This is a genomic window from Streptomyces sp. V4I2, from assembly GCF_030817655.1.
Lineage (GTDB): Bacteria > Actinomycetota > Actinomycetes > Streptomycetales > Streptomycetaceae > Streptomyces > Streptomyces plumbiresistens.
In genome coordinates, this window is the sequence record NZ_JAUSZM010000003.1 from 8,410,207 (window position 1) to 8,435,260 (window position 25,054).

The 25,054-nt window shown below is 70.7% G+C and carries 21 protein-coding genes and 3 pseudogenes; 13 read left to right on the forward strand and 11 right to left on the reverse strand.

The window, feature by feature from the left end:
- Positions 1-37 precede the first annotated feature (37 nt).
- The gene (locus QFZ76_RS39445; protein WP_266449752.1) at positions 38-745 is read right to left on the reverse strand and encodes a TetR/AcrR family transcriptional regulator; all 708 of its coding nucleotides are present in this window, start codon (positions 743-745) and stop codon (positions 38-40) included.
- A 104-nt stretch (positions 746-849) separates the two neighbouring features.
- On the opposite strand from QFZ76_RS39445, the gene QFZ76_RS39450 reads away from it, so the two are divergent.
- A complete protein-coding gene (locus tag QFZ76_RS39450) occupies positions 850-1,641 on the forward strand; it encodes a thiamine pyrophosphate-dependent dehydrogenase E1 component subunit alpha (RefSeq protein ID WP_373464423.1) in 792 nt (263 codons plus the stop codon).
- Positions 1,642-1,914: 273 nt separating this feature from the next.
- Here QFZ76_RS39450 and QFZ76_RS39460 read toward each other — a convergent pair whose 3' ends face one another.
- Entirely contained in the window at positions 1,915-2,427 is a 513-nt protein-coding gene (locus QFZ76_RS39460; RefSeq protein ID WP_307678158.1) for a MarR family winged helix-turn-helix transcriptional regulator, read from the reverse strand.
- Positions 2,428-2,525: 98 nt separating this feature from the next.
- Here QFZ76_RS39460 and QFZ76_RS39465 point away from each other — a divergent pair, with 98 nt between their 5' ends.
- From QFZ76_RS39465 to QFZ76_RS39510, 11 genes and pseudogenes are all read left to right on the forward strand, one after another.
- The gene (locus QFZ76_RS39465; protein WP_307678159.1) at positions 2,526-4,004 is read left to right on the forward strand and encodes an MFS transporter; all 1,479 of its coding nucleotides are present in this window, start codon (positions 2,526-2,528) and stop codon (positions 4,002-4,004) included.
- Between the two features lie 25 nt (positions 4,005-4,029).
- Positions 4,030-5,475, forward strand: a complete 1,446-nt coding sequence (locus QFZ76_RS39470) for a cytochrome ubiquinol oxidase subunit I (RefSeq protein ID WP_307678160.1) — start codon at positions 4,030-4,032, stop codon at positions 5,473-5,475.
- Complete coding sequence (locus QFZ76_RS39475) at positions 5,472-6,518, forward strand: cytochrome d ubiquinol oxidase subunit II (protein ID WP_307678161.1); 1,047 nt, start codon at positions 5,472-5,474, stop codon at positions 6,516-6,518. The genes QFZ76_RS39470 and QFZ76_RS39475 overlap by 4 nt, the downstream gene beginning before the upstream one ends.
- The gene (locus QFZ76_RS39480) at positions 6,515-6,745 is read left to right on the forward strand and encodes a hypothetical protein (protein ID WP_307678162.1); all 231 of its coding nucleotides are present in this window, start codon (positions 6,515-6,517) and stop codon (positions 6,743-6,745) included. The genes QFZ76_RS39475 and QFZ76_RS39480 overlap by 4 nt, the downstream gene beginning before the upstream one ends.
- Entirely contained in the window at positions 6,732-8,480 is a 1,749-nt protein-coding gene (locus tag QFZ76_RS39485; RefSeq protein ID WP_307678163.1) for an ABC transporter ATP-binding protein/permease, read from the forward strand. Before QFZ76_RS39480 ends, QFZ76_RS39485 begins: the two co-directional genes overlap by 14 nt.
- A gap of 611 nt (positions 8,481-9,091) precedes the next feature.
- A pseudogene (locus tag QFZ76_RS51950) lies at positions 9,092-9,607 on the forward strand (ATP-binding cassette domain-containing protein); the annotation flags it as partial.
- A gap of 235 nt (positions 9,608-9,842) precedes the next feature.
- Positions 9,843-10,076 (forward strand): hypothetical protein, encoded by a 234-nt coding sequence (locus tag QFZ76_RS39495; protein ID WP_307678165.1) that lies wholly within the window; start codon positions 9,843-9,845, stop codon positions 10,074-10,076.
- A gap of 38 nt (positions 10,077-10,114) precedes the next feature.
- Positions 10,115-10,726: a sigma-70 family RNA polymerase sigma factor gene (locus QFZ76_RS39500; protein ID WP_307680260.1), complete on the forward strand. Its 612-nt coding sequence runs from the start codon at positions 10,115-10,117 to the stop codon at positions 10,724-10,726.
- 49 nt (positions 10,727-10,775) lie between these two features.
- The gene (locus QFZ76_RS39505; RefSeq protein ID WP_307678166.1) at positions 10,776-11,804 is read left to right on the forward strand and encodes a nuclear transport factor 2 family protein; all 1,029 of its coding nucleotides are present in this window, start codon (positions 10,776-10,778) and stop codon (positions 11,802-11,804) included.
- A gap of 22 nt (positions 11,805-11,826) precedes the next feature.
- Positions 11,827-12,030: pseudogene (locus QFZ76_RS51955) on the forward strand (flavin reductase family protein); the annotation flags it as partial.
- A 182-nt stretch (positions 12,031-12,212) separates the two neighbouring features.
- Positions 12,213-13,010, forward strand: coding sequence for a VOC family protein (locus QFZ76_RS39510; protein WP_307678167.1), 798 nt, complete (start codon positions 12,213-12,215; stop codon positions 13,008-13,010).
- A gap of 101 nt (positions 13,011-13,111) precedes the next feature.
- On the opposite strand, the gene QFZ76_RS39515 is transcribed toward QFZ76_RS39510, so the two are convergent.
- The 7 genes from QFZ76_RS39515 to QFZ76_RS39545 all read right to left on the reverse strand — a co-directional run bounded on the left by QFZ76_RS39515 (position 13,112) and on the right by QFZ76_RS39545 (position 20,102).
- Positions 13,112-14,347 carry a cytochrome P450 gene (locus QFZ76_RS39515; protein ID WP_307678168.1) on the reverse strand — a complete coding sequence of 412 codons (1,236 nt, stop codon included), beginning with the start codon at positions 14,345-14,347 and terminating at the stop codon, positions 13,112-13,114.
- Entirely contained in the window at positions 14,344-14,946 is a 603-nt protein-coding gene (locus tag QFZ76_RS39520; RefSeq protein ID WP_307678169.1) for a GNAT family N-acetyltransferase, read from the reverse strand. Before QFZ76_RS39520 ends, QFZ76_RS39515 begins: the two co-directional genes overlap by 4 nt.
- Positions 14,947-14,951: 5 nt before the next feature.
- Entirely contained in the window at positions 14,952-17,324 is a 2,373-nt protein-coding gene (locus QFZ76_RS39525; RefSeq protein WP_307678170.1) for a radical SAM protein, read from the reverse strand.
- 71 nt (positions 17,325-17,395) lie between these two features.
- Positions 17,396-17,587 (reverse strand): hypothetical protein, encoded by a 192-nt coding sequence (locus QFZ76_RS39530; protein ID WP_307678171.1) that lies wholly within the window; start codon positions 17,585-17,587, stop codon positions 17,396-17,398.
- Between the two features lie 55 nt (positions 17,588-17,642).
- On the reverse strand, positions 17,643-17,978 hold the full coding sequence (locus QFZ76_RS39535) for a hypothetical protein (RefSeq protein WP_307678172.1): 336 nt from the start codon (positions 17,976-17,978) through the stop codon (positions 17,643-17,645).
- Positions 17,902-18,942 carry a radical SAM protein gene (locus tag QFZ76_RS39540; RefSeq protein ID WP_307678173.1) on the reverse strand — a complete coding sequence of 347 codons (1,041 nt, stop codon included), beginning with the start codon at positions 18,940-18,942 and terminating at the stop codon, positions 17,902-17,904. Before QFZ76_RS39540 ends, QFZ76_RS39535 begins: the two co-directional genes overlap by 77 nt.
- A gap of 98 nt (positions 18,943-19,040) precedes the next feature.
- Entirely contained in the window at positions 19,041-20,102 is a 1,062-nt protein-coding gene (locus tag QFZ76_RS39545) for an HEXXH motif-containing putative peptide modification protein (RefSeq protein ID WP_307678174.1), read from the reverse strand.
- Positions 20,103-20,418: 316 nt separating this feature from the next.
- On the opposite strand from QFZ76_RS39545, the gene QFZ76_RS39550 reads away from it, so the two are divergent.
- Complete coding sequence (locus QFZ76_RS39550; protein ID WP_307678175.1) at positions 20,419-21,693, forward strand: MFS transporter; 1,275 nt, start codon at positions 20,419-20,421, stop codon at positions 21,691-21,693.
- A gap of 316 nt (positions 21,694-22,009) precedes the next feature.
- On the opposite strand, the pseudogene QFZ76_RS39555 reads toward QFZ76_RS39550, so the two are convergent.
- Both QFZ76_RS39555 and QFZ76_RS39560 read right to left on the reverse strand, forming a co-directional pair.
- Positions 22,010-23,626 (reverse strand): annotated as a pseudogene (locus QFZ76_RS39555) (NB-ARC domain-containing protein); the annotation flags it as partial.
- A 270-nt stretch (positions 23,627-23,896) separates the two neighbouring features.
- On the reverse strand, positions 23,897-25,054 hold the full coding sequence (locus QFZ76_RS39560) for a magnesium and cobalt transport protein CorA (RefSeq protein ID WP_307678176.1): 1,158 nt from the start codon (positions 25,052-25,054) through the stop codon (positions 23,897-23,899).

Genomic DNA, 25,054 nt, shown 5'->3' on the forward strand with positions numbered 1-25,054 from the left:
CCCGCAGTGCACCGCGGGCCCTCCTTCGTCAGCCGCGTCAGCTCGCCAGCGAGGCCGGTTCCCAGACCGCCTCGGGGTCGAGCGGCAGGTCGGTCCGGTCGCGCTTGAACCGCGCGGCCTGCTCCTCGACGTCCGGCAGGGCCGCGCCGGGGGCCGCGAACCCGCGGAACAGGGTCGAGCAGTACTCCCGCGACAGGTCCGCGGCGCTCCAGCGGCCCTCCGGCTTGACCCACTGGTAGGTGTGGTTGTGCAGGTTGAGGAACTGCAGGGTGGCCAGGCGCGGGTGCACCGGGCGGAAGGTGCCCTCCTCGATGGCCTCCGTGAGCAGGCCCGTGACCAGCTGCTCGAAGTCGGAGCGCTGGCGCAGCAGGGTCTGCAGGTAGTCGCCGGTGAGGCTGCGGTAGTCGTGTTCGTAGACCCAGATGTGGTCGAGCCGGCGGTAGATGATCGTCAGCAGCGACTCCGACAGCAGGCGCAGCCGCAGCAGCGGCTCCTCGTCCAGGCCCGCGATCTGCCGGGCCCGGGCGAGCAGCGGCGCCATCACCCGGGACTGGATCTCGATCAGCAGGTTCTCCTTGGAGCCGATGTAGTAGTACAGCGCTCCCTTGGCGAGCCCGACCGCGCGGCCCAGGTCGTTGACGGAGGTCGCCGCGTAGCCCTGGCGGGCGAACAGCTCGGCGGCCGTGTCGATGATCTTCTGGCGCCTGACCTCGAAATCCGGCCCGTGGCCCGGCGGTCGTGGCATGGCTTCTCTCCCCGCTGACGTCACGAAGTTTGCTAGACCAAACGGTACATTAAAAAGACGGACGCAGGCGGCACGCCGGCCGCGCGAGCGTAGCGAGGACGCTCATGACTCAGGCACCGCAGTACACCGGCACCGGCACCGGCACCGGCTTCGTCGACGCGGAGCAACTCCTGGAAATGTACCGCCGTATGCGCCGCATCCGGCGCTTCGAGGAGCGGGCGTCCGAGCTCTACAAGGCGACCGAGATCCCCGGCTTCCTGCACCTGTCGATCGGTCAGGAGGCCAGTGCCGTCGGTGCCTGCTGGCCGCTCGGCGCCCGGGACGGCATCGCCTCCACCCACCGCGGCCACGGCCATGTCCTCGCCAAGGGCCTGGACACCGCGTCGATGATGGCCGAACTGATGGGCAAGGAAGCGGGCACCTGCCACGGCCGCGGCGGCTCCATGCACATCGCCGACCCGGGCCTCGGCATCTACGGCGCCAACGGCATCGTCGGCGCCGGACTGCACATCGCCGCAGGCGTGGCGACCGCGGCCAAGCTGCGCGCCGCCGGTGACGTGGTGGTGGCGTTCTTCGGCGACGGGGCGGTCGCCCAGGGCATGTTCCACGAGGCCGTCAACCTGGCCGCCGTATGGGACCTGCCGGTCGTCTTCCTCTGCGAGAACAACCACTACTCCGAGTTCTCGCCCGCCGCCGACCAGCACCGCGCCCCGCTCTCCGCCCGCGCCGCCGGATACGGCATCGGCTACGAGCACGTCGACGGCAACGACGTCCTCGAAGTGGCCCGGACCATGACCGGCCAGGTCGAGCGGCTGCGGCAGGGCGGCGGACCCGTCCTGGTCGAGCCGCCTGCGGCACCGTCCACGACCGGGACATCAACGCCGCGATCAACGTGAAGACGGCCGCCGGACTGGCGGTATCGGCCTGCGGAGCGCCGGTAAGACCAGAACTCGTTCTGGCACAGCGCGAAGAAACAGGAAGCCACGGATTCCCGACCGAACCCCGTGCCGCGTAGCGGCACAGCAACGATCGAGAAGGCCAGAATCCTCGGGCTTCAGCCCGAGGTGCAAGTCAATACGTGCCGTCCGACCTGATGGCGTGGTCCGGTTCGTTGGCCGTTTCGCTGGTGACCGCTGCCGTCGGCAGGTCAGACGTCTGCCGTCGGCAGGTCAGGCACCCGACGGCGGACGCGTGGCGCGAGTGCGTGGGCGCGTCCTCGCCAGGCCGGCCTCCACGGCGGCGAGCAGGGTCAGGGCCGCGTCGAGGTGTTCGGTGTCGTGGTCGGCGGCCGCGGAGACGGCGGCGGCCCATTCCCGGCGCACCAGGGCGTAGTTGATGCGTCCGCGTTCGGTGGTGTGGACGGTCACCCCGCGGCCGTCGCCCGGGTCGGCGCGGCGCTCGATGAGACCCTTGCGCTCCAGTCCGCCGAGGACGGTGGAGAGGTTGGTGCGCTGCAGCCCGGTCGCCTCGGCGATGCGGCTGGGCGGGGCGGCGGGCTCGCGGTGCAGGTAGCGCATCACCATGCCCTCGGACGGGGACAGGGGGACGGCCCGCTCGTCGCTGTATCCGCGGAACTGGATCTCCCGGCTGATGATCAGCACGAGGTCGGCCAGCTCGGCCCACCGCCGGCCGTCGTCCGGTGCGATCGTCGGGCTCGTCGGTTCTGCTCGCTCCTCCGTCACGGCTCCAGGGTACGGGCTTGCCCGGAAGTAGTTATGGGCGCATACTGCTTATGGCTTCATAGTTATGAGGTCATAACATCCGTCTCCTGGGAGCTGTCATGACGACAACCACCTCCTCCCGGCATGCGGGCGCGCCGACGCTCTCGCCCCATGCCACGGCCCGCGCGGGCGGGCTGCACCCGGTCGGGGTGTTCATCCTGCTGGCCGGCGCCTTCCTGCCGATCATGGACTTCTTCATCACCAACGTGGCCCTGCCCAGCATCGACGCCTCGCTGCACGCCTCGGCGTCGTCGCTGGAGCTGGTCATCGCCGGGTACGGCGTCGCGTACGCGACCCTGCTCGTCCTCGGCGGCCGGCTCGGCGACCGGTTCGGCCGCCGCCGGATCTTTCTCGGCGCGCTCGTCGGCTTCGTGCTGGCCTCGCTGGCCTGCGGCGTAGCCCCGACGGTGGGTGCGCTGATCGCGGCCCGCATCGTCCAGGGCGCCACCGCCGCCCTCCTCATCCCACAGGTGCTGGCGACCTTCCACCACGTGCTGGAAGGAGAGCGCAAGTCCCGGGCCGTGGCCCTGTACGGGGCGACCTCCGGCATAGCCGCCGTGGTCGGGCAGCTGGTGGGCGGCCTGCTGGTCAGCGCTGATGTGGCCGGCACCTCCTGGCGGCCGATCTTCCTGGTCAACGTGCCCATCGGCGTCGTCGTGCTGCTGGTGGCGGCACGGATCGTGCCGGACACCCGCTCGCACCACCCGGTCGGCATCGACCTGCCCGGCACCGTGCTGTTCGCCGCCACCCTGACCGCCCTGCTGGTCCCGTTGACCGAGGGCCACTCCCTTGGCTGGCCCTGGTGGACCTGGCTGATGCTCGCCGTCGCGGTCGTCCTCGGCGTCGCCACCTACGTCGTGGAGAGGCGCACCGAGCGGCGCGGCGAGGTCCCGCTGCTGCCGCCGTCCCTGCTGCGCCTGCCGTCGATGTCCCGTGGCCTGGTCATGGTGTTCGCCTTCAGCATCGGCTTCGGCGCGTTCATGTTCGTCTTCGCCCTCACCGTCCAGAACGGCCTGCACGTCGACGCCCTGCACAGCGGCCTGGCGATCCTGCCGATGGCCCTGTTCTTCTTCGCCGGGTCACTGGTCGCGCCCCGCCTGATCACCCGGTTCGGCAGGGCGGCCCTGTCGGCCGGCGCCGTCGTCCAACTCGCCGGACTGGTCTCCCTGGTGACGATCCTGCTCGAGAACTGGCCCCACGTCAGCCTGTGGGCGATGGCCCTGCCGCTCGCCCTGGTCGGCGCCGGGCAGTCGATGCTGTTCGCCGGCCTGTTCCGCAGCGTCCTCGCCGACGTCCCCACGCACCTGGCGGGCATCGGCAGCGGCGTACTGATCACCCTGCAGCAGAGCGGCCTCGCCCTCGGCGTGGCCACCCTCGGCACCCTCTACCTGGTCCTGGCGCCGCACAGCGTCGTCCACGCCTTCGCCGGTGTCGAGTACGTGCAGATGGGCATCGTCGCCCTGCTCGCCGTCGCTGCCGCCGCCCTGCCGCGCTTCAACAAGGCCGCGCCGCCCGCCACTTCGGTCGTCGAGGTCTGAACTCGCCCCAGATAGGGAGCACCTGATGAGTCTCCTCGACTTGTCGCGATGGCAGTTCGCCATCACCGTCCTGTTCCACATGACCTTCCCGGCGATCACCGTCGGACTCTCGATCTTCCTGTCGGTCGTCTACGGGCTGTACTGGCGTACCGGCAGGGCGGTCTACCTGCAGATGTTCCGGTTCTGGCGGCGTGTCTTCGCCGTCGGCTTCGCGATCGGCGTGGTCGCCGGCGCCGTCATCACCTTCGAGATGGGGCTCAACTGGGGTGTGTACGGCGCACGGACGGGCCCGATCATCGGGCCGATCATCGGCATGGAGGTCGTGACCGCCTTCTTCGTCGAGGCCGGCTTCATCGGCGTCCTGCTCTACGGGGACGGCCGGGTGCGCAAGGGCACGATGTTCATGTCCACCGTGATGGTGTCGGTGGGTACCGTCCTGTCCTCCACCTGGATCATCGCGGCGAACTCGTGGATGCAGACGCCCGCCGGATTCAAGGTCGTCCACGGCCGGTTCGAGCCCACGGACTGGATGCGCGTCATCTTCAACCCGTCGTTCGTCTGGCGCTGGCCGCACATGCTGGCCGCCGTCCTGATCTCGGCGAGCTTCTTCGTCGCCGGCATCTCGGCCTGGTACCTGGTCAAGGGACGCGCGAAGGGCTTCGCCCGCCGCTCGATGTCGATCGCGCTCGGTATCGCCGCGCTGCTGATGCCCGTCCAGCTCTACCTCGGCGACAACGTCGCCGGGCACGAACTGCCGTATCAGCTCTCGAAGCTGGAGGCGATCGAAGGCAACTGGAACAACGGTGACACCGGCTTCGTCCTGTTCTCCATACCGGACCAGCAGGCCGCGCGGAACATCGCCGAGCTCGACATTCCCTGCCTCGGCAGCTACATCGCCAAGGACCTCACCTGCAAGACGGCCATGCCCGGTCTGAAGCTCACCCCGGCGGCCGACCGGCCGGACATGGCCGCGACCTTCTGGGGCTTCCGCATCATGTTCCTGGCGGCCGTGCTGATGTTCGGCACCACGTTCGCGGCCACGGTCCTGCGCCTGCGCAACCGCCTGTGGACCGCGCGCCGCTTCCACCGGTTCGTCCTGTGGACCACGCCGGTGGGGATCCTGGCCATCCTCGGCGGCTGGGTCACCGCCGAGGCAGGACGGCAACCGTGGATCGTGTTCGGGCAGCTGCGCACCTCGGACGCGGTGTCCCGGCTGGCACCCGGCGAAGTCCTGTTCTCGGTCGTCGGCTTCTCCGCGCTCTACCTGATCATGCTGGTGGCGTACGTCGCCTACATCGTCCGCACCATGCGCATCGGCCCGGAACGCGACGACCCGGGGCAGGAACCTCCACCGGAGGACCTGCCGGACACCGGCCTCGCCGAGGAGGGCGTACCGCTGGAGCCCGTCCCGCCGGAACCCGTGCCGCTCGTGCCCGTGCCGCTCGGTTCCCGGGAGGTGGCGGCCCGATGACCACCACTCTCTGGTCGGCGACTGTACTCGTCTGTCTCCTGATGTACGTGGTGCTGGACGGCTACGACCTCGGCATCGGCGTGGCCACCCTCTTCGAACGCGACCCCGCACACCGGCGCCACCTGCTGGAGTCCGTCGCGGTGGGCTGGGACGGCAACGAGACCTGGCTCATCCTGCTCGGCGTCGCGCTCTGGGCGGGTTTCCCCCTGGCCTTCGGCACGATCCTGCCGCACGCCTACCTGCCGATGATCGTGATGCTGTTCTCTCTCATCGTGCGGGGCGTGAGCGTCGAGATGGCGTCCCAGGCGCCCCCGGCTCCCCGCTGGACCACCGCCTTCGGCGTGGCGTCGCTGCTGGCCTCGTTCGCGCAGGGCTTCGCCCTCGGGACGCTGACCTCGGCCGTGCGTCTGCGGGGTGACGTCTACACCGGGTCGGCCTTCGGGGCCTTCAGCTGGTTCTGCGTGCTGTCGGGGCTCACCGTCACGGCCGCGTACACCGCGCTCGGCTACGCCTACACCAAGCACAAGTCGGCCGGGCGGCTGCGGAATTCGGCGGCACGACGCGGCGCGGTCGCCACGGCGGTCGCGGGAGTGCTGCTGGTCGCCGTCCTCGTCGCGGTCGGCTCCACGGCGGCGCCGTTGAACCTCGGCACGCCGGGGCGTGCCGTCGCGTTCGCCGTCCTGCTGCTGTTCGCCGCCGGGGGAGGAGGCACCGCGCTCGTCGGGTTCGCGTGGAGGCGGACCTCCCGAGCCGCGGACACCCTGCCGCTCGGCGGACTCGTGGTCGCGACGGTGTCCGTGTTCCTCGCCCTGGGCGTGGCCCGTTACCCGGTGCTCCTGCCGCCGGACCTCACCCTCGGCAGCGCGGCCGGCCCGCACTCCACGATGGTCTTCATCCTCGTCGGCATCGGGCTGAACATGCCGCTCGTGCTCGCCTACAACGTGTTCGCCCACCGGGCCTTCGCCGGAAAGTTCACCACCGGAGCCGAAGGCCACGAAGCCCCGACAACCCAAGGCCCCCTTGCCGCAGGAGCACGCCCATGACCACCCGGAGCCCACTCCCCGCACCGGTCCGAGTCGTCCGGCGCCTGCTCGCCGCGATCGTCTGGACCGTGCTGGGCCTGCTCGCCTACTTCGTCTGCCAGGGGATGTTCGGTGGCTACCGCCAGATTCATTCACAGCTGCTGACCACCCTGGGCATGATCGCCATCGCGCTGGCCGGTGGCCTCGCCTGGATCATCGACGAGCGGCGCCCCCATGACGACGAATGAGAGGAAGGCGCGGGACGCGAGGAACGGGACGAGCGGGCCGGGCACCGCCGCACAGCGGCGGGACGACGACGCATGGCTCACCGCGTGCGCCGCGCCGGGACGGCGCTGGTTCGGCCTCGCGGGCAGCCTCCAGGTACTGGAGACGATGGTCACGATCACCCGCTGGGGTGCCCTGGCATGGCTCGCCCAGGGGGTGTTGGAGAGGGCCGTGACACACGAGACCCGGGGCCTCGCGGTCTTCGCCGTCGCGAGTGCGCTGGCCGTGGGCGCCGGCTGGGCGGCCGGTGCGCTCGCCGAACGGGGTGCGCGTGCCGTCGCCACCGACCTGCGCCGGCGGTTGACGGGCGCTCTGCTGCCGGCCGCCGGGCGGACCAGCGAGACCGGACCGGCCGAGGCGGCATGGGCGATGGTCGATCTGGCCGACGACGTCGCCGCCCACCACGCACAGGCCGCACCCCTGCGTCGCTCGGCACCGCTGTCCATGCTCGCCGTACCGGCGGTCACCGCCGCGGTGCACTGGCCGGCCGCGCTCGTCCTCGTCCTGACCACCGCGCTGCTGCCCCTCAACATGCGCCTGGCGGGGCTGTTCGCCCAGCACGGCGCGGACCGGCAACTGGGCGCCACCCGGCACCTGAACGCCGTCGTCCTCGACAGCTTCCGCGGCATGCGGACACTGCGCGAGCTCGGCGCGGCCGGCCGGCGCGGGCGAACCGTGACGACGGCCGCCGAGCGGCTGAACAAGGCGACGATGAGCGTGCTGCGCCGCGCCTTCCTGTCCGGGATGATCATGGACGTCGTCATCACGTTCTCCCTCGCGGTCAACGCCACCTACGTCGGCCTGTCCCTGCTCGGCTATGTTCGGGTGCCGCATGCCCCCCAACTCACGCTGTTCAGCGGCTTGTTGGTGCTGCTCATCTGCCCGATGCACTTCGCCCCGATGCGCGCCCGGGCCGCCGCCTTCCATGAGCGGGAACGCGCCACGATCGCGGCACGCGCCATCCGCGACATCGTGACGGACACCCCCGCCGGGACACCCCGCACGACCGCCCGGCCGGGGCTGTCCGAGCCGGTCGGCGTGTCCCTGACGGCAGTCCGGTTCCGTTACGGCGGCGCGGACCGCGACACCATCCACGCCGACGCCGAGTTGGCCCCCGGGACCTGGACCGCGCTCACCGGTCCCTCCGGTTCCGGCAAGAGCACGCTGCTCTCGCTGATCGCCGGTCTGCGCCGGCCGACGGGCGGAGAGGTCCGGTGGCAGACCTTGTCCGTACGTCAGCCCCCGGCCCTCGGCGGATGCGCCTGGGTCGGACAGCAGACGGTGCTGCTCGACGCGACCGTCCGCGACAACATCCGCCTCGGCCGTCCGGACGCCACCGAGCGGCAGATCCGGCGGGCGGTCGACGCCGCCGGGCTGGACGCCGTGCTCGAGCGCCTGCCCGAAGGGCTGAACACGCGGCTCGGTGAGGGGGGTTGGGGTGTGTCGACCGGCGAGGCCCGCCGGATCGCCATCGCTCGCGCCTTTCTGCGCGGAGCCCGGCTCTGGCTGCTCGACGAGCCGACCGCCCACCTCGACGCGGACAGTGAGCGCGCCGTCGTCGCGGCCCTGCGGCGGGCCACCGAGGGCTGCACCGTCGTCGTCGCCACCCATTCCTTCCCGCTGGCCGCCGCGGCCGACACCGTGCTCGTCATCGAGGACGGCCGTCTGCACGACGTGGGGTTGGTGAACGCGCCATGACCCAGGTCCGCCGCGGCCGAGCGCCGCGTTCCCTCGCGGCCGCCGGGCTGGTGCTCGCCGTCGTCGCCGAACTGTCCTCCGCCGGGCTGCTCGGCCTGTCGGGCTGGTTCATCAGCGCCTGCGCCGTGGCCGGCGCGGCCACCTTCAGCTCCTTCTCCTACGTCGCCCCCAGCGGCGGGGTGCGCGCCTTCGCCCTGGCCCGCGTGGCCGGCAACCACAGCAAGCGTCTGGTGCTGCACGCGGCCGCCCTGCGCCGGGTCGCCGCCGCTCGCTCCGACCTCTTCGACCGTGCCGCCGCGACCGACCCGGCCCAGCCGGACCGCCTGTGGTCGGGCGACCTGCTCGACCGCAGCATGGCCGACGCCGAGAGCGCGGGGATGGCGCTGATCGAGTCCACGGCACCCGTCGCCGTCACCGCCGCGACGACCGCCGGCGCCGTCATCGCCGTCGCACTGGCCACGTCCGCCCTGCCGGCGGCCGTACTCGCGGCCGGCGTCGTGATCACGGCGGTGATCTCCCACCGCACGGCCGGTACCGCCCGCGACGCAGAGCAGTCCACCCGCAAGGCACTGCGCACCGAACTCGTCGGCGCGGTCGACGCATGGGCGGAGATGGCGTCGCTCGGCGCGGCCGGGGAACTCGCGGCACGTACGACGACCAGGCTCACGCGGCTCGCCGCGGCGCGGGAAGCGGCCGGCCGGCGCAGGCTCCGGACCGCGCTGACCACCGGCCTGGTCGGCACGGCCACCCTCGTCGCCACGCTCGCCTGCGTGCTGGACAGCACACCGGACCCCGCCACGTTCGTGTTCGTCGCCCTGCTGGCCCTCGGCGTGCCGGCCCAGGCCGGGCACCTGGCACACGCCGCCGAAGCCCGGGGTACCGCGAGGGCCGCACACCGCAGACTGACCGAGAGCGCGCCGCCGCACGCACCGAGCGACACCACCGTCCCGGCAATCCGGTCCTGGTTCACCGCACAGGGCTTCGGCTTCGCCGACTACGACCTTCCGCCGACGGCCCTCCGGCCGGGCCGCGTCCTCGGCGCCACCGTCGACCGCGGTGCGACGCTCGTCGTCACCGGCCGTTCCGGCAGCGGCAAGAGCACCCTGCTCCGCACCCTCGCCCGGTCGCTGAGGCAGTCGACCGAGGACCACGACCACCGGCCCACCGCCCTGGTCGTCGCGGCCGACGACTACCTCTTCACCGGAACACTCGGATCCAACTGGCGCCTCGCCGACCCCGCCCTGACCGACAGTGAGGTCGACACCCGTCTGGCCGAGCTGTGGCTGAACGGCACCGGACTGACCGCCCACCACACCCGTCGGCCCCGGCGGCAGACAGCTCTCGGGCGGCGAACTCCGCCGGGTGTGTCTGGGCCGTGCCCTGGCCCGCCACCCCCACGTACTCATCGTCGACGAACCGACCACGGGTCTGGACGACCGCACCGCCCGCCACGTCCTCGGCATCCTCGCGGACCTGCCCGACACCACCCTGGTCCTCGCTCTGCACGACGTACCGGCGTGGCTCGAACATGCCGTGCACGTGGTCGAGCTGCCGCTCGACCAGAAGGAACCGTGGATCCGTCAGGAGGCACCATGAGCACCACCCACCCCCGCTCCGGAACCGCCCGGGACGCAATGCGCGGGCAGCAGGAGCGGCAGCACCGGCAGGACGCACGGCGTCGCGAGGCGGACCTCCAGGCCCGCTTCGAACCGGCCCTGACGTTCCTCGACCCGCTCTACTCGGCCGCCCTGCGCCTGACCTGCCATCCCGCCGACGCCGAGGACCTCGTCCAGGAGACGTACGCCAGGGCCTACACCTCCTTCCACCAGTTCCGCGAGGGCACGAACCTGAAGGCGTGGCTGTACCGCATTCTCACCACCACCTATCTCAACTCCCGCCGCAGCCAAAGGCGTCGACCACAGTACGACGGCACGGCGGAGCCGGCGGACCGGCAACTGGCCCGTGCCGAGTCGCACACGTCCACGGGCCTGCGTACGACCGAGTCCGAGGCGCTCGACCACCTGCCCGACGCGGACGTCAAAGCGGCGCTGCAGGCCATCCGCGAGGACTTCCGGATCGTCGTGTACCTCTTCGACGTCGAGGGCTTCACCGTCCGGGAGATCGCCGAGATCATGCGGACCCCCGTCGGCACGGTCCTGTCCCGGCTGCACCGCGGTCGCGGGCAGTTGCGCTCACTGCTGGAGGGCTACGCCCGCGAACACCGGCTCACCCCGGCGGCCCAATAGTTATGGGCATATAGTTATATAGCCATAGTTTCTCGAATCGAGGTCTGGCATGAACCAAGGAACGGAATCCACCGGACGGTCCACACGACGTCAACTGCTGCGAGCCGCGGCCGTCGGCGGGACGGCCGCCGCCGCGGCGTCGCTGCTCCCCGCCCCGGCCGCCTGGGCCGAGACACGGGCACGCGGCGGCTCCCGGTACGTCGCGGGAGTCGACGTCATACCCGACGCCTCCCACGCCTCCAGCGCCCTCGTCGCGCACATCCGCGGCTACTTCCAGGCGAAGAGCGACCGCGACCTCGCATGGCAGTCGTCCTACTTCTCGCACCGGCAGACGACCTACATCGACGCGATCCTCGGCTGGCACTGGTACACCTGGCAGGACCTGCACGACGGACTCGCGACGTTCTACCCCAAGTGGCCGAAGGACAGTAAGTCGTACCCGACACGGATCCTGGGGGACGCGACGAGCGCGATCCTCTTCTTCACCGACACACCCGGCATGTTCGGCCCCGGCCAGGTACGCAACGCGGGCGCGGTCAACTTCAACCGCCAGGGAAAGATCGAGCGTTGGGTCGACTACTGGGACTCCAGGCAGTTCGGTGTGTCCAGTTGGCGCAAGGAGCAGGAGCCGCCGAACCAGTGGCCGACCGACTTCCGGGAGTCCACGGTCGGAGAAACCGCCTCACCGCTGATGCGCCGGGTCGCCGTCGGCCTCGCGGACGCCCTGCGCAGGAACGACATCGCCTCGGCGATGGATCTGTTCTCGTCCGACGCCGTCTTCGAGGACGTGCCGGCGCACATCCAGATCACCAGCAGGGCGAGCATCCACGCGTACCTGACGAAGGCCGCCTCGGCACTGCCGTACGTCGGCGCCGGCACCGGCGTACGGCACGTGCTCGGCAACGATGTCGGAGGGGGGTACGAGTGGACCGCGGCCAACGGCCCGGTTCCCCGAGGCATCACCGGTATCGAACTCGACCCGTGGGGCAGGATCGAGCGCCTCACCGCCGTGTGGAACGGCGCCTACGCCGACGACGCCCTGCTGACCCAGCTGGCGCGCGAGGCGATCGAGCGATGACGGGTCCGCGTTCCAACGGGGGAGCAGCCCGGGCCGGGATGCCGACGAGGAAGGCGGTGTCTACATCCACGGCGCCAGTCTCTGGCTGAGCTGCTCACTCCATGCCGAACTTCCCGGAGGCGACCACACGATCGTGCTCCTCGAAATCCACGGTCTGAAGGCCGAGCCCGATCGAGAACCCCTGGTGTTCCACAACAGCGGGTTCCGGCGCCTGGCCGTCTCATAGGCACGTGCCGTCGCGCGGACCTGCGATGCCCGCCTGCTTTCGTAGTGCCGGGCGACGCCGAGGCAGTCACTCGAGCACGCAGAGTGACTGCTCCGACGCGCGATTGTCAGTGCCGGGTGTCACGCTGATGGCACTGGGCCGGCTGACCGGCTGATGTCACTGGACTGCGAAAGGGAATCGCCGTGATCACCACTGACCTCACCCCCGGCTCCCCCTGTTGGCTCGACCTCGGCGCCCCCGACGTCCCGGCCGCCGCGGCCTTCTACGGCGCGGTGCTCGGCTGGGAGTACGAGTCCATGGGTGAGGGGGAGGACATGGAAGGCGGGATGTTCCGAAAGGACGGCAAGACCGTCGCCGGGCTCGGCAAGCTCACCGAGGAGGGCGCGCGCCCGGCCTGGATGATCTACTACACGGTCACCGACGCGGATGCCACGACCCAGGCCGTGGAGCGCGCGGGCGGCACGGTACGGGTGGCGCCGCGGGACCTCGACGACTGGGGTCGGATGGCGCAGTACAGCGATCCGTCGGGGGGCCAGTTCGCCGTCTGGCAGCCGGGGAAGAACGCCGGCTTCGAGGTGGCGGACGAGCCGGGCTCGCTGTCCTGGACCGAGCTGTACACGAGCGGCGCCGCGGCCGCGAAGGAGTTCTACGGCGCTGTCTTCGACTGGCAGTTCAGCGACACGGAGCTGCCGGGCGGCGGAGGCACCTACACCCTCATCACTCCCGCCGGGCTTCCCGAGGAGCGCATGCAGGGCGGCCTCATGGAGCTCCCCGAGGAGAACCTCGCCCGGGCCGGCGGGCGGCCGTACTGGCACCCGGTCTTCAACGTCACCGACTGCGACGCCGCGGTCGCCAAGGTCACCGAGAACGGCGGCAGCGTGCAGATGGGACCGGAGGACGCGGAGGGCGTGGGCCGTCTGGCCGTCTGCCTCGACCCCTCGAACGCGGACTTCGTGGTGCTCACCCCGGCCCCGAGCTGAACCCCGCAGTGGACCGGCGGGTGGTCCTCCGCGCCGACCGGACCGGGCCGGACGGTGACCGGGAGCGCGTTGTCCCATGTCTCGGCCATGGAGGTGCGCTGTCAGAAACGGATGCGCAGCCGCCTCGGTGACCGGAACCCGCGGCCGGCCACGCCGTCGGTGTTCACCGTGTATCCCGGTGGCCACGTCGATTCGGTCGCCAGCAGTTCGGCCAGCAACTCCCGAGACTCCACCATGGCGAGGTGCCGTCCGAGGCAGGTGTGCGGGCCGGTACCCATGGCCAGGCCCGGCAGTTCGCGTCCCGCGTCGAACCGTGCGGGGCGGCTCCACCGGGTCTCGTCCCGGTTGGCCGACGCCAGGTTGACGCAGACCAGCTCGCCGCGCCCGACCGGCTGACCGGATATCTCCGTCTCGGCGGTGCACCGGCGCAGCACCCAGGTCAGCGGGCACTCCCACCGCCAGCACTCCTGGACGACGCCAGGGGCCGAGGAGTCGTCCTCACGCAGCAGACGAAGCACCTCCCGGTCGGTGAGGACCGCGTACATCAAGGTGGCGAGGGAGCGGAACGGGGGCTCTGTGCCGGTGGACAGCAGCAGCCGCACGGCCGGCAGGAGGTCGGGGCCGGCACCGACTGCCGGGTTCCCCGAGCGCAGGAGCAGGCCCACGAGACTGTCCGGTGCCCAGGCCGACGGTGTTTCGAGGCATTCCCGGACGGACGTGCCGATCTTTCCGTCGGCATCGTCGAGCAGACCGACCGCCCAGGCGTACAAAGTGCCGATCCGTGTTCCCGGCGGGAATCCCACCAACTCCGCGATCGTCGTCAACGCGACGGGGAAGGCAACGTCGCGGACCAGGTCGCCACCGCCCCGGCCGGCCAGGGATCCGAGCCTGGAGACGACGGCCGAGCGGACCCGGTCCCTACGGGCGAGGACCGCCTGCTGATTGAAGCCGCTGTGGAGGATGCTCCTCCACGTCCTGTGCTCCTGGTGGTCCATCTGGAGGAAGGACCGGCCGATCACCCGGCCCATGCTGTCGTCGTAGGCGGACGACGAGAAGGTGCTCTCGTCACGAAGTACCCGCTCAGCCGCGGCGAAGGAAACGACGTGCCAGGTGGAAATGGACGTCCCGCCGGGCCCGTTCGCTCCTGTCAGCACCTGCTGCAGCGTCGACCGGTGCACCCCGCCCAGCCGGCGCAGTGCGGCGAACTCCTCATGCGGGGCGTCGGCTTCCGCGCCCGTCCCGTCGGCGTCGAAGGAGCTGACCGACTCGTATGCCGCCAGAATGTCCCGTTCGACGGCCGCGGGGTTTGCCTCGAGGAGAGGGGCCGGTGCCGTCATGACGCGTTGTGCCTCTCGCGATCGGACTCCGCGGCAGTACCACCGCTGCTGCCTCCTGGCACTTCCCGGAATGCGGTGCAGAGGTTCGTCTCGGCAGGATGACGCAGCCGGTCGCCCACCGTCGGCTGCGGCTGCGGTGGTGGCGCGTGGAGTTCGAAGCCCAGGCTCCTCAGGAACGCCAGGCCGGGCGCCCAGCCCTGCGGGCAGGTGGCGGTGACGCGCCGCATCCCACGGGCTGCCGCCTCCTGGAGCAGACGCTGCGCGGCCCGGGTACCGACGCCCTTGCGGCGCGTCCCGGGGGTGAGGAGGAACATCCCCACCGCGCAGGTGCCGGAGTCGGGATGGCCGGCGACGGCGTCCACCACGCCGACCACCGTCGCCCGGTCGCACACCACCAGCAGGTGCTTCTGCTCGAAGTCCGCGCCGTCCGGCAGGGCGTAGTAGAGGCTCTGCACATCCGCGGGGAGCGCGGGGGAGCCGGTGGCGGCGACCAAGTAGTCGTCGCAGTCGCCCAGCACTCGGGCCACGTCGCTCTCGTCCTCCGGCCGCATGGGGCGCACCGTCAGCGGATCCGGTCCTGCGTCACGGAACTGCTCCACCTTGCCTACACCGCCTCTCCTTGCGTCACGTACGCCGGCCGAGACCGCCCGGCGACGTCCGGGCAGCGATACAGGAACCCGTACCGGGCCAGGGCTTCGGTGACGGGCGTCACCGGTTCCGGTGTCTCGTCGCTCAGCCGGCGGTGCCACGTGTCGATGGCCGAGCCGCGCAGCCGCACCGTCACACCGGTGATCGGGTTCGTCATGTGGTGGGTGTCGCCGCGGCTCACCACCGCGATGCCGACCTCGGCGCGGAGCCGTCCGGGGCCCGGCTCCGCCTGCCGTCGCGAGGGCACCAGGAACCCGTGCCGGAGCAGGAGCGCCGCCGTGGCCCCGGCGTCCGTGCCCAGGTAGCGGCACTCGTGGTCGGCGAGCCAGGATTCCAGGTCGCGCCACGGCAGACCGTCCAGCTCCCGCCAGTCCGAGCCCGTCCAGTTGAGCTGGAGGAACCTGTCCTCGGCGGCGTTGTACAGGGCCAACGCGGGTCCGGTGTCCGTCTGGGTCGCCGGCCAGGGAGCCCGGGTGAGGGAGACTCCGGGGGCGATGCCGATCCGGGCGTCCGGATGCGGCGGCGGCCAGTCGAACAGAGGGACGGGGGGAGTCTCGGGCAGCGGTGCCCCGACGCAGGCGCGCAGGAAGGTGAACTCCTCGATCTCCCGCGCCATCGGATCGCGCGCCGCACGGAACCAGACGGTGGTGTCCCCGAAGGAGCCCGCCGCGTCCTCGGCGACCCTCACACTGTCCTGCTGGGAGATGCCCGACTCGGCCGTGTAGTTCCGCTGCAGACTCAAGTCGTCCTGCGGACGGGGAGGTTCGACGCGGACGCCGAACTTCTCCGGCCGGGTGCCGACCGGTGAGTGCACGTCCAGGACGAAGGGCGAGCCGCCCCACGTCGTGTGGGCGACCCCGTACGTCTGCACGGACAGACGGCGCACGGCCTCGGCGAAGGCCACCGTCCGCGCCGCCTCCTCCTCGGTCTCTCCCGGGAAGCCGTGAATGACGAAGAGGTGGATCGGCACGCCGGCCTTCAGCATCGCCGCGATGTTGTCACAGGCGTCATCGATCCGCGTGCCCTTGCGCATCAGGTCGAGAACGCGCTGACTCGCCGATTCGAGGCCGAAGTTCATACGGCGGCAGCCGGAGGCATGGAGGAGTTCGGCGAGCCCTTCGTCGAGGCCCCGGGCGAATCGGGTCTCGCCGTACCAGTGCACGCCGGCCGAGGTCTCCACGAGCGCCTCGCCGACGTTCCGCAAGGTCCGCAGGCTCATGATCTCGTCGACGAACATGATGAACGGCGAGCCGTGAGCCGCGCGCAACGCGCGGATCTCGTCCGCGACCGCGGCGGCGGGACGCTGCCGGAAGGAGTTGCTGGCGAACGGGATCGAGCAGAAGGCGCAGTCCCAGGGGCAGCTGCGGGAGGCGAAGACGGGCAGAATCGGGCCCGGTGCCAGGTACTTGTCCAGGGGGAGGGCGTCGTAGGCGGGCGGTGCCGCCGTCGAGATGTCGGCACTGTGCCGCGGAGTGCGCAACAGGATGCCGTTGTCGTCCCATACGGCGCCGGGGATCTTCTCGCGGAAGTCGGCTCCGGGCCGTCGGCCCCGGCCGAGCCCGTCGATGACGGAGGCGAGCGCGCCCTCGCCCTCCCCGGTCACCACCGTGTCGACGTAGTCGAACAGCGGGTGGCGGTGCTGCCAGCGGTCCACCAGCCTGGTCGCGTAGTTGCCGCCGAGCACCACATGGACGTCCGGGCGCACCTCCCGGAGCATGCTGAGGAAGGTGACTCCGGCGATCAGCTGGGTGTCGGCGGACATGCTCACCCCGACGACCTCGACGGAGGGGTCGAGGAACAGGTCGCGGTCGAGCATGCGGTCGAAGGCCCAGCGGTACGGGTTGCCGTCCGGGTCGGTGCTCGCCTCGAGGACCTGGAGCGTCGACTCCGCCGAGTACCTCGAGGTGTTCGACACCAGGTCGAAGTCACACCCGGGGAACGCTCCCGAGATGAGCCACAGCGCGTCCCGCACGGTGCGGCGGACGGAGTGGAACGCCGCGGGCTCGTGCAGCGTGGCCAGTGACCTCAGACCTGCCTTCGCCTCCTCGACGCCGGCGATCGCGGCCGGCGCGACCAGGAGTGCTCGCCGGCGCGCCCACTCGTCCTCGAGATCGACCGCCCGGCGCTGCTCCGCCTTCGTCCGTAGCTCTTCCAGGGCCGCCGTCGAGAGCATCCAGTCGACGCACTCGATGCTCAGGTCATAGGCGGCGGCCTCGTACCCGCGGGCACGCAGATCTCCCAGGAGCAGGGGAACGGCCAGGTGCGGCGCGTACGCGTTCCACAGGGGCGGATTCACCAGGACGGTCTTCTTGCCCATCTTCTTCCCCATCGGTCCTCTCGGTGGGACCGGCACCCGGACCGTGCCCGGGTGCCGGTCGGGGCGACGCCGCTCGGGCCGCGTCACTGACCGCCTTCCGCCTCCGACTCGGGCGTCGCTCCGGACGGGTCCGGACGCTTCGCCTTCATCGACGGCAGCAGGGCGTACTGCGCACCGGTGCGCACTTCCGGCTGGACCACCTCGACAGCGGGGCCTTCACCCGTCGTGCCGGCCGCGGCCATGAGCTGCTCGAGGTCCGTCTTCTTCCTGGTCATTCGGTTCACCTCCTTTCCGTTCCGTTCGGTTCCTTTCCGTGGGGCGGCGGATCGGCTACGCGGCGGCGACCAGGCCGCCTGCGAGGAGCTGGGACATAGCCGACTCGAACGCCTCCTGAAGTTCCGGTTCGCTGATCCGGCCCTTGTTGAGTTCCTTGAACGTGGCGTAGATCTGCGTACCGGACGATCCGTCGCACAGTTCGACGACCACCCATGCCACCGGATTCAGGTAGTGGATGGCGGGTTTGTGCGGGGTGTAGGCGAGCAGGCAGTTCCACTCCGGGACGGGGCGGAGCCTGGCTGCGGGACTCTTCTCAAAGCAGTCGGCTCGTTGTCGGTACGGCGGGGTGGACGCGTCGTTCTTCGAGGTCGCCGGGGAGCTGAGAGACATCGATCCCTCCGTTGGTCGTGGAGCAGAACGGGTCGGGGGCGTCCCAGTGGCCCGTGAAGGCGAAGGCCGTGGACCTGCATCCGCCGGAGGATCCCTGGGTCTCCTCGCAGTCGTCGCAGCCCCCGTCCACATGTCCGGCGCGGTTGCGCACGTAGGTGGGGTTGTTCCAGGTGTCCATCCAGCTCACCTCGCGGACGTTGCCGTAGTCGGCGTAGTCCCGCAGATAGGCGCAGCCGACGGATCGACCGGTGGCGTCCACACCGGCGTTCTGCCAGCAGCAGTTGCCGTCCTTGGGATGCCACGAGGTCATCAGATGCACCGAGTCGGGCACCCGCAGCGCCTGCAGCGCGGCCATCTGATCGGGCAGACGCAGCGCCAACTCCTTCCAGTGGGTACGGGCCCGGCCCAGGGGATACAGGCGCAGAATCCCGACGCGAGGCACACCGAGCTCGGCGGCCAGCTCCAGGACCTGTTGCAGTTCGTGCACGTTGCGCCGGGTCATGATGATCAGCAGGGAGACGGGGAGGCCGGCCTCCTGGGCGTTCTTCAGTCCCTGCAGTGTCCTGTCGAAACTGCCCGGGGCCCGCACGTGCCAGTCGTGGGTGTCCGCCGTCGCCCCGAGAACGTCCACGTACACCTCGCCGACGCCGATCTCCTTCAGCCGGTTCGCCGCCGCGGGTGTCAGCAGGGTCGCGTTGGTGCGGACCCGTGTCATCACACGCGGTGTCAGTTCGGCGAGGACCTCGAACACGTCGGGGCGGTTGAGGGGCTCGCCGCCCTCCACGAACACCTCGATGACCCCGGCCTCCGCCATCTCCCGGACGAGTGCGGCGTACTCGGCCCTGCGTAGTTCCTCGTCCCGCGGCCGGGCCGCGCAGTCGCCATAGCACTGACGGCATTTCAGGTTGCACGACTGCGTGACCTGCAGCCAGCTCTTGAGGGGCTCATTCAGTACGAGTTCCATGAGTCTCCGTCCTGGAGGAACGGCTCACCGGCGACCCCGGAACGCGCACGGGTGGGCCGGGATGCGGTGGTGGGGGCGAAGCGGCCTGCCGACGGGTGTCAGGACACCCGTTCACCGGTGGGCCGCGGGGCGGTGCTGCGCTGGTGGGTCTCGGACAGCCAGCGCACGAAGTCGATGCCGGCGGGGCCGAGGCAGCTGTCGGCGTGTCGGGTGACCTTGCCGAGAAGGCTGGAGGCCCGGGACGTGGTCGTCTGCGCGGACTGCTCCAGATCCGGGTCCGGGCAGTCGCGGACACGCTGCTCGAACCACGCAGAGAGGTGGACGTAGACGTGGGCCGCCGCGAGCGCCCGGTCGACAGGCCAGTGTGCGACCTGCGAGTGGCGATGCCACTCCGGTGCCACGGTGGGTGCGGTGGCCGTGTCATAGGAGGGGGCGAAGATCGACCGGGTCAGCTGCAGGTCGTACAGCCTCATGTGCACGAACTCATGCACCAGCGCTTCGGCGAGCCGCTCGGGGGTTCGCATGCAGCGGGCCGCGACGAACGCCGCACCGGGAATCTCACGGGTGGACGCGCTGTCGAAGGCGTTCGGGCCGTCGACGGCGACGACGTAACGGGCGTGCCGAAGCAGGCCCGCGCACAGCTCCGGAGCGGTGGCGAGCATCAACTGAACTGCCTGGTGCGCGACTTCCGCCTGGTGGGCGGTGATGCGGGTGAGCCGGTCGGCCCCCTCACCCGCGCTGAGATGGCGTCGGAACAGTGCCGTGAACTCCCGGTGTCCGGGAGCCGGCAAGGCGGGCTCCACCAGGAGGTCCACCCGGTTTCCGGACACGTCGACCATATGGCGGATGCCCGCCCGCTCCTCCTCGGCGGCGAGCGTCGCCTCGGGCCTTGAGCGAAGGCTGTCGGAGAGTGCGGTCAACTCCGCCTTGCAATCCGGGGTGTTGCGAATGTGCCGCAATGCCTGGTCAAGTCTGTGCCGGACCGTGGGTTCCCATGCGGTCCCGACTGCGATCCGGTATCCGTCCGGACCGGCAGGCCAGGATTCGGGTGCGACGCATTCGAGGAGGAAATCGTAAGTTTGATATAAGCGGTTGAGGATGCCGGCCGCCTCGGCGAAGACGAGGTGCTGTGCCAGCGCCGCAATCCTTGGCTCTTGCATACCGTCGTCCCTGCTGGAGTGCGTACTCCGCGCACCGCTGAACGCGGCGGGCGTCGTGGACTGACTTGTGCCAAGAGGAGCTGGAAACAGGCCGGTTGAGCTTCTGCGGGCCTGCCTTGTGCCTTACCGAAGCTGCCACCGAACGAAATACCGTGTCAACCACTGCCGCTCCCGTTTTTGGAAACTCTTACCGGCACGTATAAGAACCCGCAAACTCCCCGTGCGGCACGAGTACTTCATCCGGATGCCGGGTACACGGGCGTGGCGAACTCTGCCCGCACCTCATTCCGTACGACGAAGGAGACCGACGCCCGCCATGAGGTTCGCCTCCGGACCGCCTCCCTCGACCGCTCGCCGGCGCACCGCGGCCCTGCGCCGACTGGTCACCGCCAACGCGCTCAGCTCGGTGGGAGACGGCGCCAGGTTCGCCGCGTTGCCTCTGCTCGCGGCGTCGGTCACCGGTGATGTGTTCCAGGTGTCCGTCGTCGCGGCCGCGGGCCGGGCGGCCTGGCTGCTGGCACCGGTGATAGGCACCCTGGTCGACCGCAGGCCAGGCCGCCTGCCCATGATCGGCGCGGACCTGGCGCGCTGCGCGCTACTGGTCCTGGTGGCCGCGATGGTGGTGACCGGGAGGGTTCCGGTGACGGCGTTGGCGCTGGTGGCCTTCGCGTCGGGCATGGCCGAGGTCTTCTTCGACAGCGCCGCGCAGGCCGTCGTGCCGTCACTGGTCACCGACCAGGAGTTGGAGCGGACGAACGCCCGGGTCATCGCCGCGCAGATCACCGGAACGGGTTTCGTGGGTCCGCCGGCAGGCGCCGCGCTCTGGACCGTGTGGCAGCCGCTGCCGTTCGTCCTGGACGCGGTGACGTTCCTCGCGTCGGCGCTCCTGCTCACAGGACTTCCCGAGCAGGCCCGCGCGGAGGGCGCTGAGACCGCCGGCAAGGGTGTCGGCGGTCTGCTGCGCGACACCTGGGCGGGCCTGCGGCTGCTGGGGCGGCACCGGGTGTTCCGCCGCCTCATGGTGGTGGTCGCGGTGCTGGGCGTGGGCCAGCAGGCGGTCTACGCGGTGCTCGTGGTGTACGTGGCACGGCGGCTGGGCCTGCCTTCCTACGGCTACAGCCTGATGCTGGTGGCCGCGGCCCTGGGCAGCCTCGCCGGGGCGAGGGCGGCTGCCCGGACGGTGCAACGGCTGGGGTCCGGACGGAGCCTGTCGGTGTCGGTGGCCGTGTCGGCGTTCAGCTATCTCGTCGTCGCGGTCGTGCCCTGGTGGCCGCTGGTCGCGCTCATGCTGGTTCTGAACAGCGCCGGTGTGGTGCTGTGGAACGTGTGCACGGTGTCGCTCAGGCAACGGCTGTCGCCACCGCACATGCTGGGCCGGGTCACCAGCGGCTACCGGCTCGCCGCCTGGGGAGCCATGCCGCTGGGCGCGGCGCTGGGCGGCGTACTGGCCGCGCACACCGGCCTTGACGCTCCGTGGATTCTGGCGGGGGCGCTGCTCCTGGGGTGCCTGCCGCTGCTGCGCGGGATGGCCGACGCGTCGCCGGATCCGCCGGGCGGGGCCCCCGCGCGGCACGAGCGCGCCGACGGCTGAGAGGGCGTGGAGACTGCCGGGCCGGCCCCGGGGTCGGGACCGGCGGGAGGGACATCGCCTCGACGTCGACGTCGATGCGCGCCTGATCGGCGTACGCCTGCAAGAACACGTCACCGACGCGCACAGTCGCGCGCTCGGAAGGGGCCACGACGACTTCGACCTCATCCATGGGCGACCAGTGTCCCGGGGGACGATCGCCGACGTCGCCAGGTTTCTCACGTGCGATGACGCGGTCGACCGCATCCTGCCACCCCGCGGCCCCGTGCACGACACCGACCTCTGACCAAGGCAAAGCCCACCACTCCTGTCAGGAGTCCTAAGCCATGCTGTAGGCGTTCGTGTCGAGCAGCGTGCGGACCGACTCGGCCTCCGGTGAGCCCAACTCCTCGAAGACGGTCCGCGCTTCCTGCCACATCACGTGGGCACGGCCCTGTTGACCGATGGCCGCGAGCGCTCGGCCGAGGACAGTCAGAACGTTGGCCCGGCGCCACTCACCGCCGATACCCCGCAGGATGGCCAAGGCCGTCTCGGCGTTGGCCGCAGCCTGTGCCGGACGCCGGGCGGCGAGGTCGACCTCGGCCAGACGGAACAGGCACATGCCCTCCCACAGACGTTGGCGGCTGTCCCGGAACACCGTCAAGGCCTGGAGCAGTTGCTCGGACGCAGCGGCCCCGGCCTCGCCGGAGCGGTCGCCCAGGGCCTGGTAGTGCTCGATGGCCTGGGTGAGATGGTTCTCCCCGTCCTCGTGCCGCTTCTGGTACACGGCGATGACCCCTCTGTCGTTGAGTGCATCGGCCGTGGTCCAGTCGTCTCCGGTTGCTCTGCCGAGTTGTACTGCTTGGCGGGCTTCTCGGTCTGACGCTTCGAAGCGGTCCGTGAGGGAGTGGACGAAGGCGAGGATCCCGCGCACCCGCGCCTCGGCCCGCGCGTCGCCCCTGGCCGTGGCCGCGTCCAGCAGGGCTGTGGCCACGGATTCGTAGCGGTTGGCGTCGCTGCCGGACTCGGCCAGGTCACGCACGACGAGGAGGAGGTCGATCCCCTTGCGCAACTCCCCCTCGGACGGAGCCTGTTGGATTGCGGCAAGCAATGATCGCGCTTCGCTGTACAGCCAGTCCCGAGCGGCGTACCGGTCCTGGAAGGTCAGCCCGGGATGGTCCGCCGCCTCCAGATGGTCGACCAGCCGGTCCCCGGGCCGCTCGATCCTGTAAACGCCCGCCGCCGTCGCCAGGTAGAAGTCCAGCAGCCGCGCTATCGCCGCCTCCCGCTCCCTGAGTGGCCACTCATCGCGTTCGGCGCACGCGCGCGCATACAGCCGTACGAGATCGTGGAACCGGTAGCGGCCCGGCGCCGCCGACTCCAGCAGCGAGGTGTCGACGAGGGACTCCAAGAGGTCCTCGGTGTCCTCGGCTGAGAGGTCGAGTACAGCAGCGGCGGCAGCCAGGGAGATGTCGGGGCCGTCGGGGGGACCGAGGAGGCGGAAGGCGCGGGCCTGGGCGGGCTCCAGCTGGCCGTAGCCCAGCTCGAAGGTGGCCTTCACCGCGAGGTCGCCCGCCCGGAGTTCGTCCAAGCGGCGGCGCTCGTCCGCCAGCTTGGCCGCCAGGACCGAGACCGTCCAGGTGCGGCGGGCCGCCAGGCGGGAGGCCGCGATACGGATCGCCAGGGGGAGGAAGCCGCACGCGGCCACCACGTCCATCGCTGCCTCCCGTTCGGTGGCAACCCGTTCCTCGCCCACGATCTTCGTGAACAGGGTGAGTGCTTCCTCCGGGGACATCACGTCCAGGTCGACGAGGTGGGCACCCGCCAGGTCGACCATGCGCACGCGGGAGGTGACCAGGGCCCCGCAGCCCTCCGTGCCAGGCAACAGGGGACGGACTTGGGCGGCGTCCCGGGCGTTGTCGAGCAGGACGAGAACCCGGCGACCGTCCAGGACCGACTACGCCCTGTACTCCGCGCTCAACTCTGTGGCGTAGGCGTCTGGGCCAAGGTGGCTCCGTTCAGGGGAAGCGGCTGCTTCGGCTGGGCCGTTTCCCCTGATGGGGCAGCAGCAGACAGCGAACTCCTTCAGCGTCGCCGCTCCAGGGGGAGGACTGAAGATCCGTCAGGACTTCCGGCACTCGTGCCCTCGTCCTACGGCGCCCACGGCGGGCTGGTGCGCTGCCGGTAGGCGTGGTGCCGGCCGAGAACTGGGCGCGGCAAGAGGGACTCAGAGCCAGTCCCGCCGCTTGAAAATCACGTACAGGCTCACGCAGACCACACCCATCAGGCCGATCGCGAAGGGATATCCGAAGCTCCAGCCCAGCTCCGGCATGTCCTCGAAGTTCATGCCGTAGATCGTCCCGACCAGCGTGGGGGCGAAGAGGATCGCCGCCCAGGCCGAGATCTTCTTGATCTCCTCGTTCTGCTCGAACCCCGCCTCCGCCAACGCCCGCATCTCCGCGTTCTGTTGCTGCGTGACCAGCGTCGCGTTCACCGTGAGGATGTCGGCGAGGGCCTGGCGGAAGCCGTCCACGCGTTCGCTGGTGTGGGTGACGTGGTCGGCCACGTCCCGCAGGTAGCGCTGGAGTTCCTCGTCGGTGCCGTACTTGGTGAAGCCGGCCATCAGGGCGTGCAGCATGCCGACCAGGGGGCGGGTGGCGCGCTGGAACTCGACCATCTCGCGGGAGAGTTCGTAGATGCGGCGGGAGACTTTTGGGTCGCCGCGGAAGACTTCCGTCTCGATCTCGTCGATGTCGTTCTGCACGCCGGCGACCACCGGCACATAGCCGTCGACCACCGCGTCCAGGATCGCGTACAGCACCGCCTCCGGACCCAGGCTCAGCAGTTCCGGCGCCTCCTCCATGCGGTGGCGGACCGCCGACAGGTCCGGGGCCGCGCCGTGGCGGACCGTGATGACGAAGTCGGGACCGACGAAGAGGTGCAGTTCGCCGAAGTCGACCTCCTCCGGGGCGTCGAGGTAGCGGGCGGCGCGCAGGACGACGAAGAGCGTGTCGCCGTAGCGCTCCAGCTTCGGGCGTTGATGGGCCTCCATCGCGTCCTCGACCGAGAGCGGATGCAGGTCGAACTCCGCGGCCAGTGAGAGGAGTTCACTCTCGGTGGGGCGGGCGAGGCCGATCCACGCCATGCCGGAGGAGTGTTCGCGCAGTTCGCGGTAGGTGTCGGCGAGGGTGGCGGGGGAGGAGACCCGCACGCCGTCCCGGTAGAGGGCCGCCTGGACGATGCTGGCCGGTTCCGGCTCCGGGGCGGGTGGGTCGGCGGGGGACGCCGGCCGCCGGTCCGGGTGCGCGGGCGGCGGGGTCAGGGCGCGCCGCCACGCGGACTTCCTGGAGTTCTTGGAGGCCGGACGGTCGCGTCGCTCGGGCAT

Bases quoted from the DNA above. Each gene is read 5' to 3' on its own strand.
- QFZ76_RS39505 (WP_307678166.1), top strand. From the start codon at position 10,776: ATGAACCAAGGAACGGAATCCACCGGACGGTCCACACGACGTCAACTG.
- QFZ76_RS39485 (WP_307678163.1), top strand. From the start codon at position 6,732: ATGACGACGAATGAGAGGAAGGCGCGGGACGCGAGGAACGGGACGAGC.
- QFZ76_RS39540 (WP_307678173.1), bottom strand. From the start codon at position 18,942: ATGGAACTCGTACTGAATGAGCCCCTCAAGAGCTGGCTGCAGGTCACG.
- QFZ76_RS39560 (WP_307678176.1), bottom strand. From the start codon at position 25,054: ATGCCCGAGCGACGCGACCGTCCGGCCTCCAAGAACTCCAGGAAGTCC.
- QFZ76_RS39470 (WP_307678160.1), top strand. From the start codon at position 4,030: ATGAGTCTCCTCGACTTGTCGCGATGGCAGTTCGCCATCACCGTCCTG.
- QFZ76_RS39445 (WP_266449752.1), bottom strand. From the start codon at position 745: ATGCCACGACCGCCGGGCCACGGGCCGGATTTCGAGGTCAGGCGCCAG.
- QFZ76_RS39550 (WP_307678175.1), top strand. From the start codon at position 20,419: ATGAGGTTCGCCTCCGGACCGCCTCCCTCGACCGCTCGCCGGCGCACC.
- QFZ76_RS39530 (WP_307678171.1), bottom strand. From the start codon at position 17,587: ATGACCAGGAAGAAGACGGACCTCGAGCAGCTCATGGCCGCGGCCGGC.
- QFZ76_RS39500 (WP_307680260.1), top strand. From the start codon at position 10,115: ATGCGCGGGCAGCAGGAGCGGCAGCACCGGCAGGACGCACGGCGTCGC.
- QFZ76_RS39535 (WP_307678172.1), bottom strand. From the start codon at position 17,978: ATGTCTCTCAGCTCCCCGGCGACCTCGAAGAACGACGCGTCCACCCCG.
- QFZ76_RS39480 (WP_307678162.1), top strand. From the start codon at position 6,515: ATGACCACCCGGAGCCCACTCCCCGCACCGGTCCGAGTCGTCCGGCGC.
- QFZ76_RS39515 (WP_307678168.1), bottom strand. From the start codon at position 14,347: ATGACGGCACCGGCCCCTCTCCTCGAGGCAAACCCCGCGGCCGTCGAA.
- QFZ76_RS39465 (WP_307678159.1), top strand. From the start codon at position 2,526: ATGACGACAACCACCTCCTCCCGGCATGCGGGCGCGCCGACGCTCTCG.
- QFZ76_RS39545 (WP_307678174.1), bottom strand. From the start codon at position 20,102: ATGCAAGAGCCAAGGATTGCGGCGCTGGCACAGCACCTCGTCTTCGCC.
- QFZ76_RS39450 (WP_373464423.1), top strand. From the start codon at position 850: ATGACTCAGGCACCGCAGTACACCGGCACCGGCACCGGCACCGGCTTC.
- QFZ76_RS39475 (WP_307678161.1), top strand. From the start codon at position 5,472: ATGACCACCACTCTCTGGTCGGCGACTGTACTCGTCTGTCTCCTGATG.
- QFZ76_RS39525 (WP_307678170.1), bottom strand. From the start codon at position 17,324: ATGGGGAAGAAGATGGGCAAGAAGACCGTCCTGGTGAATCCGCCCCTG.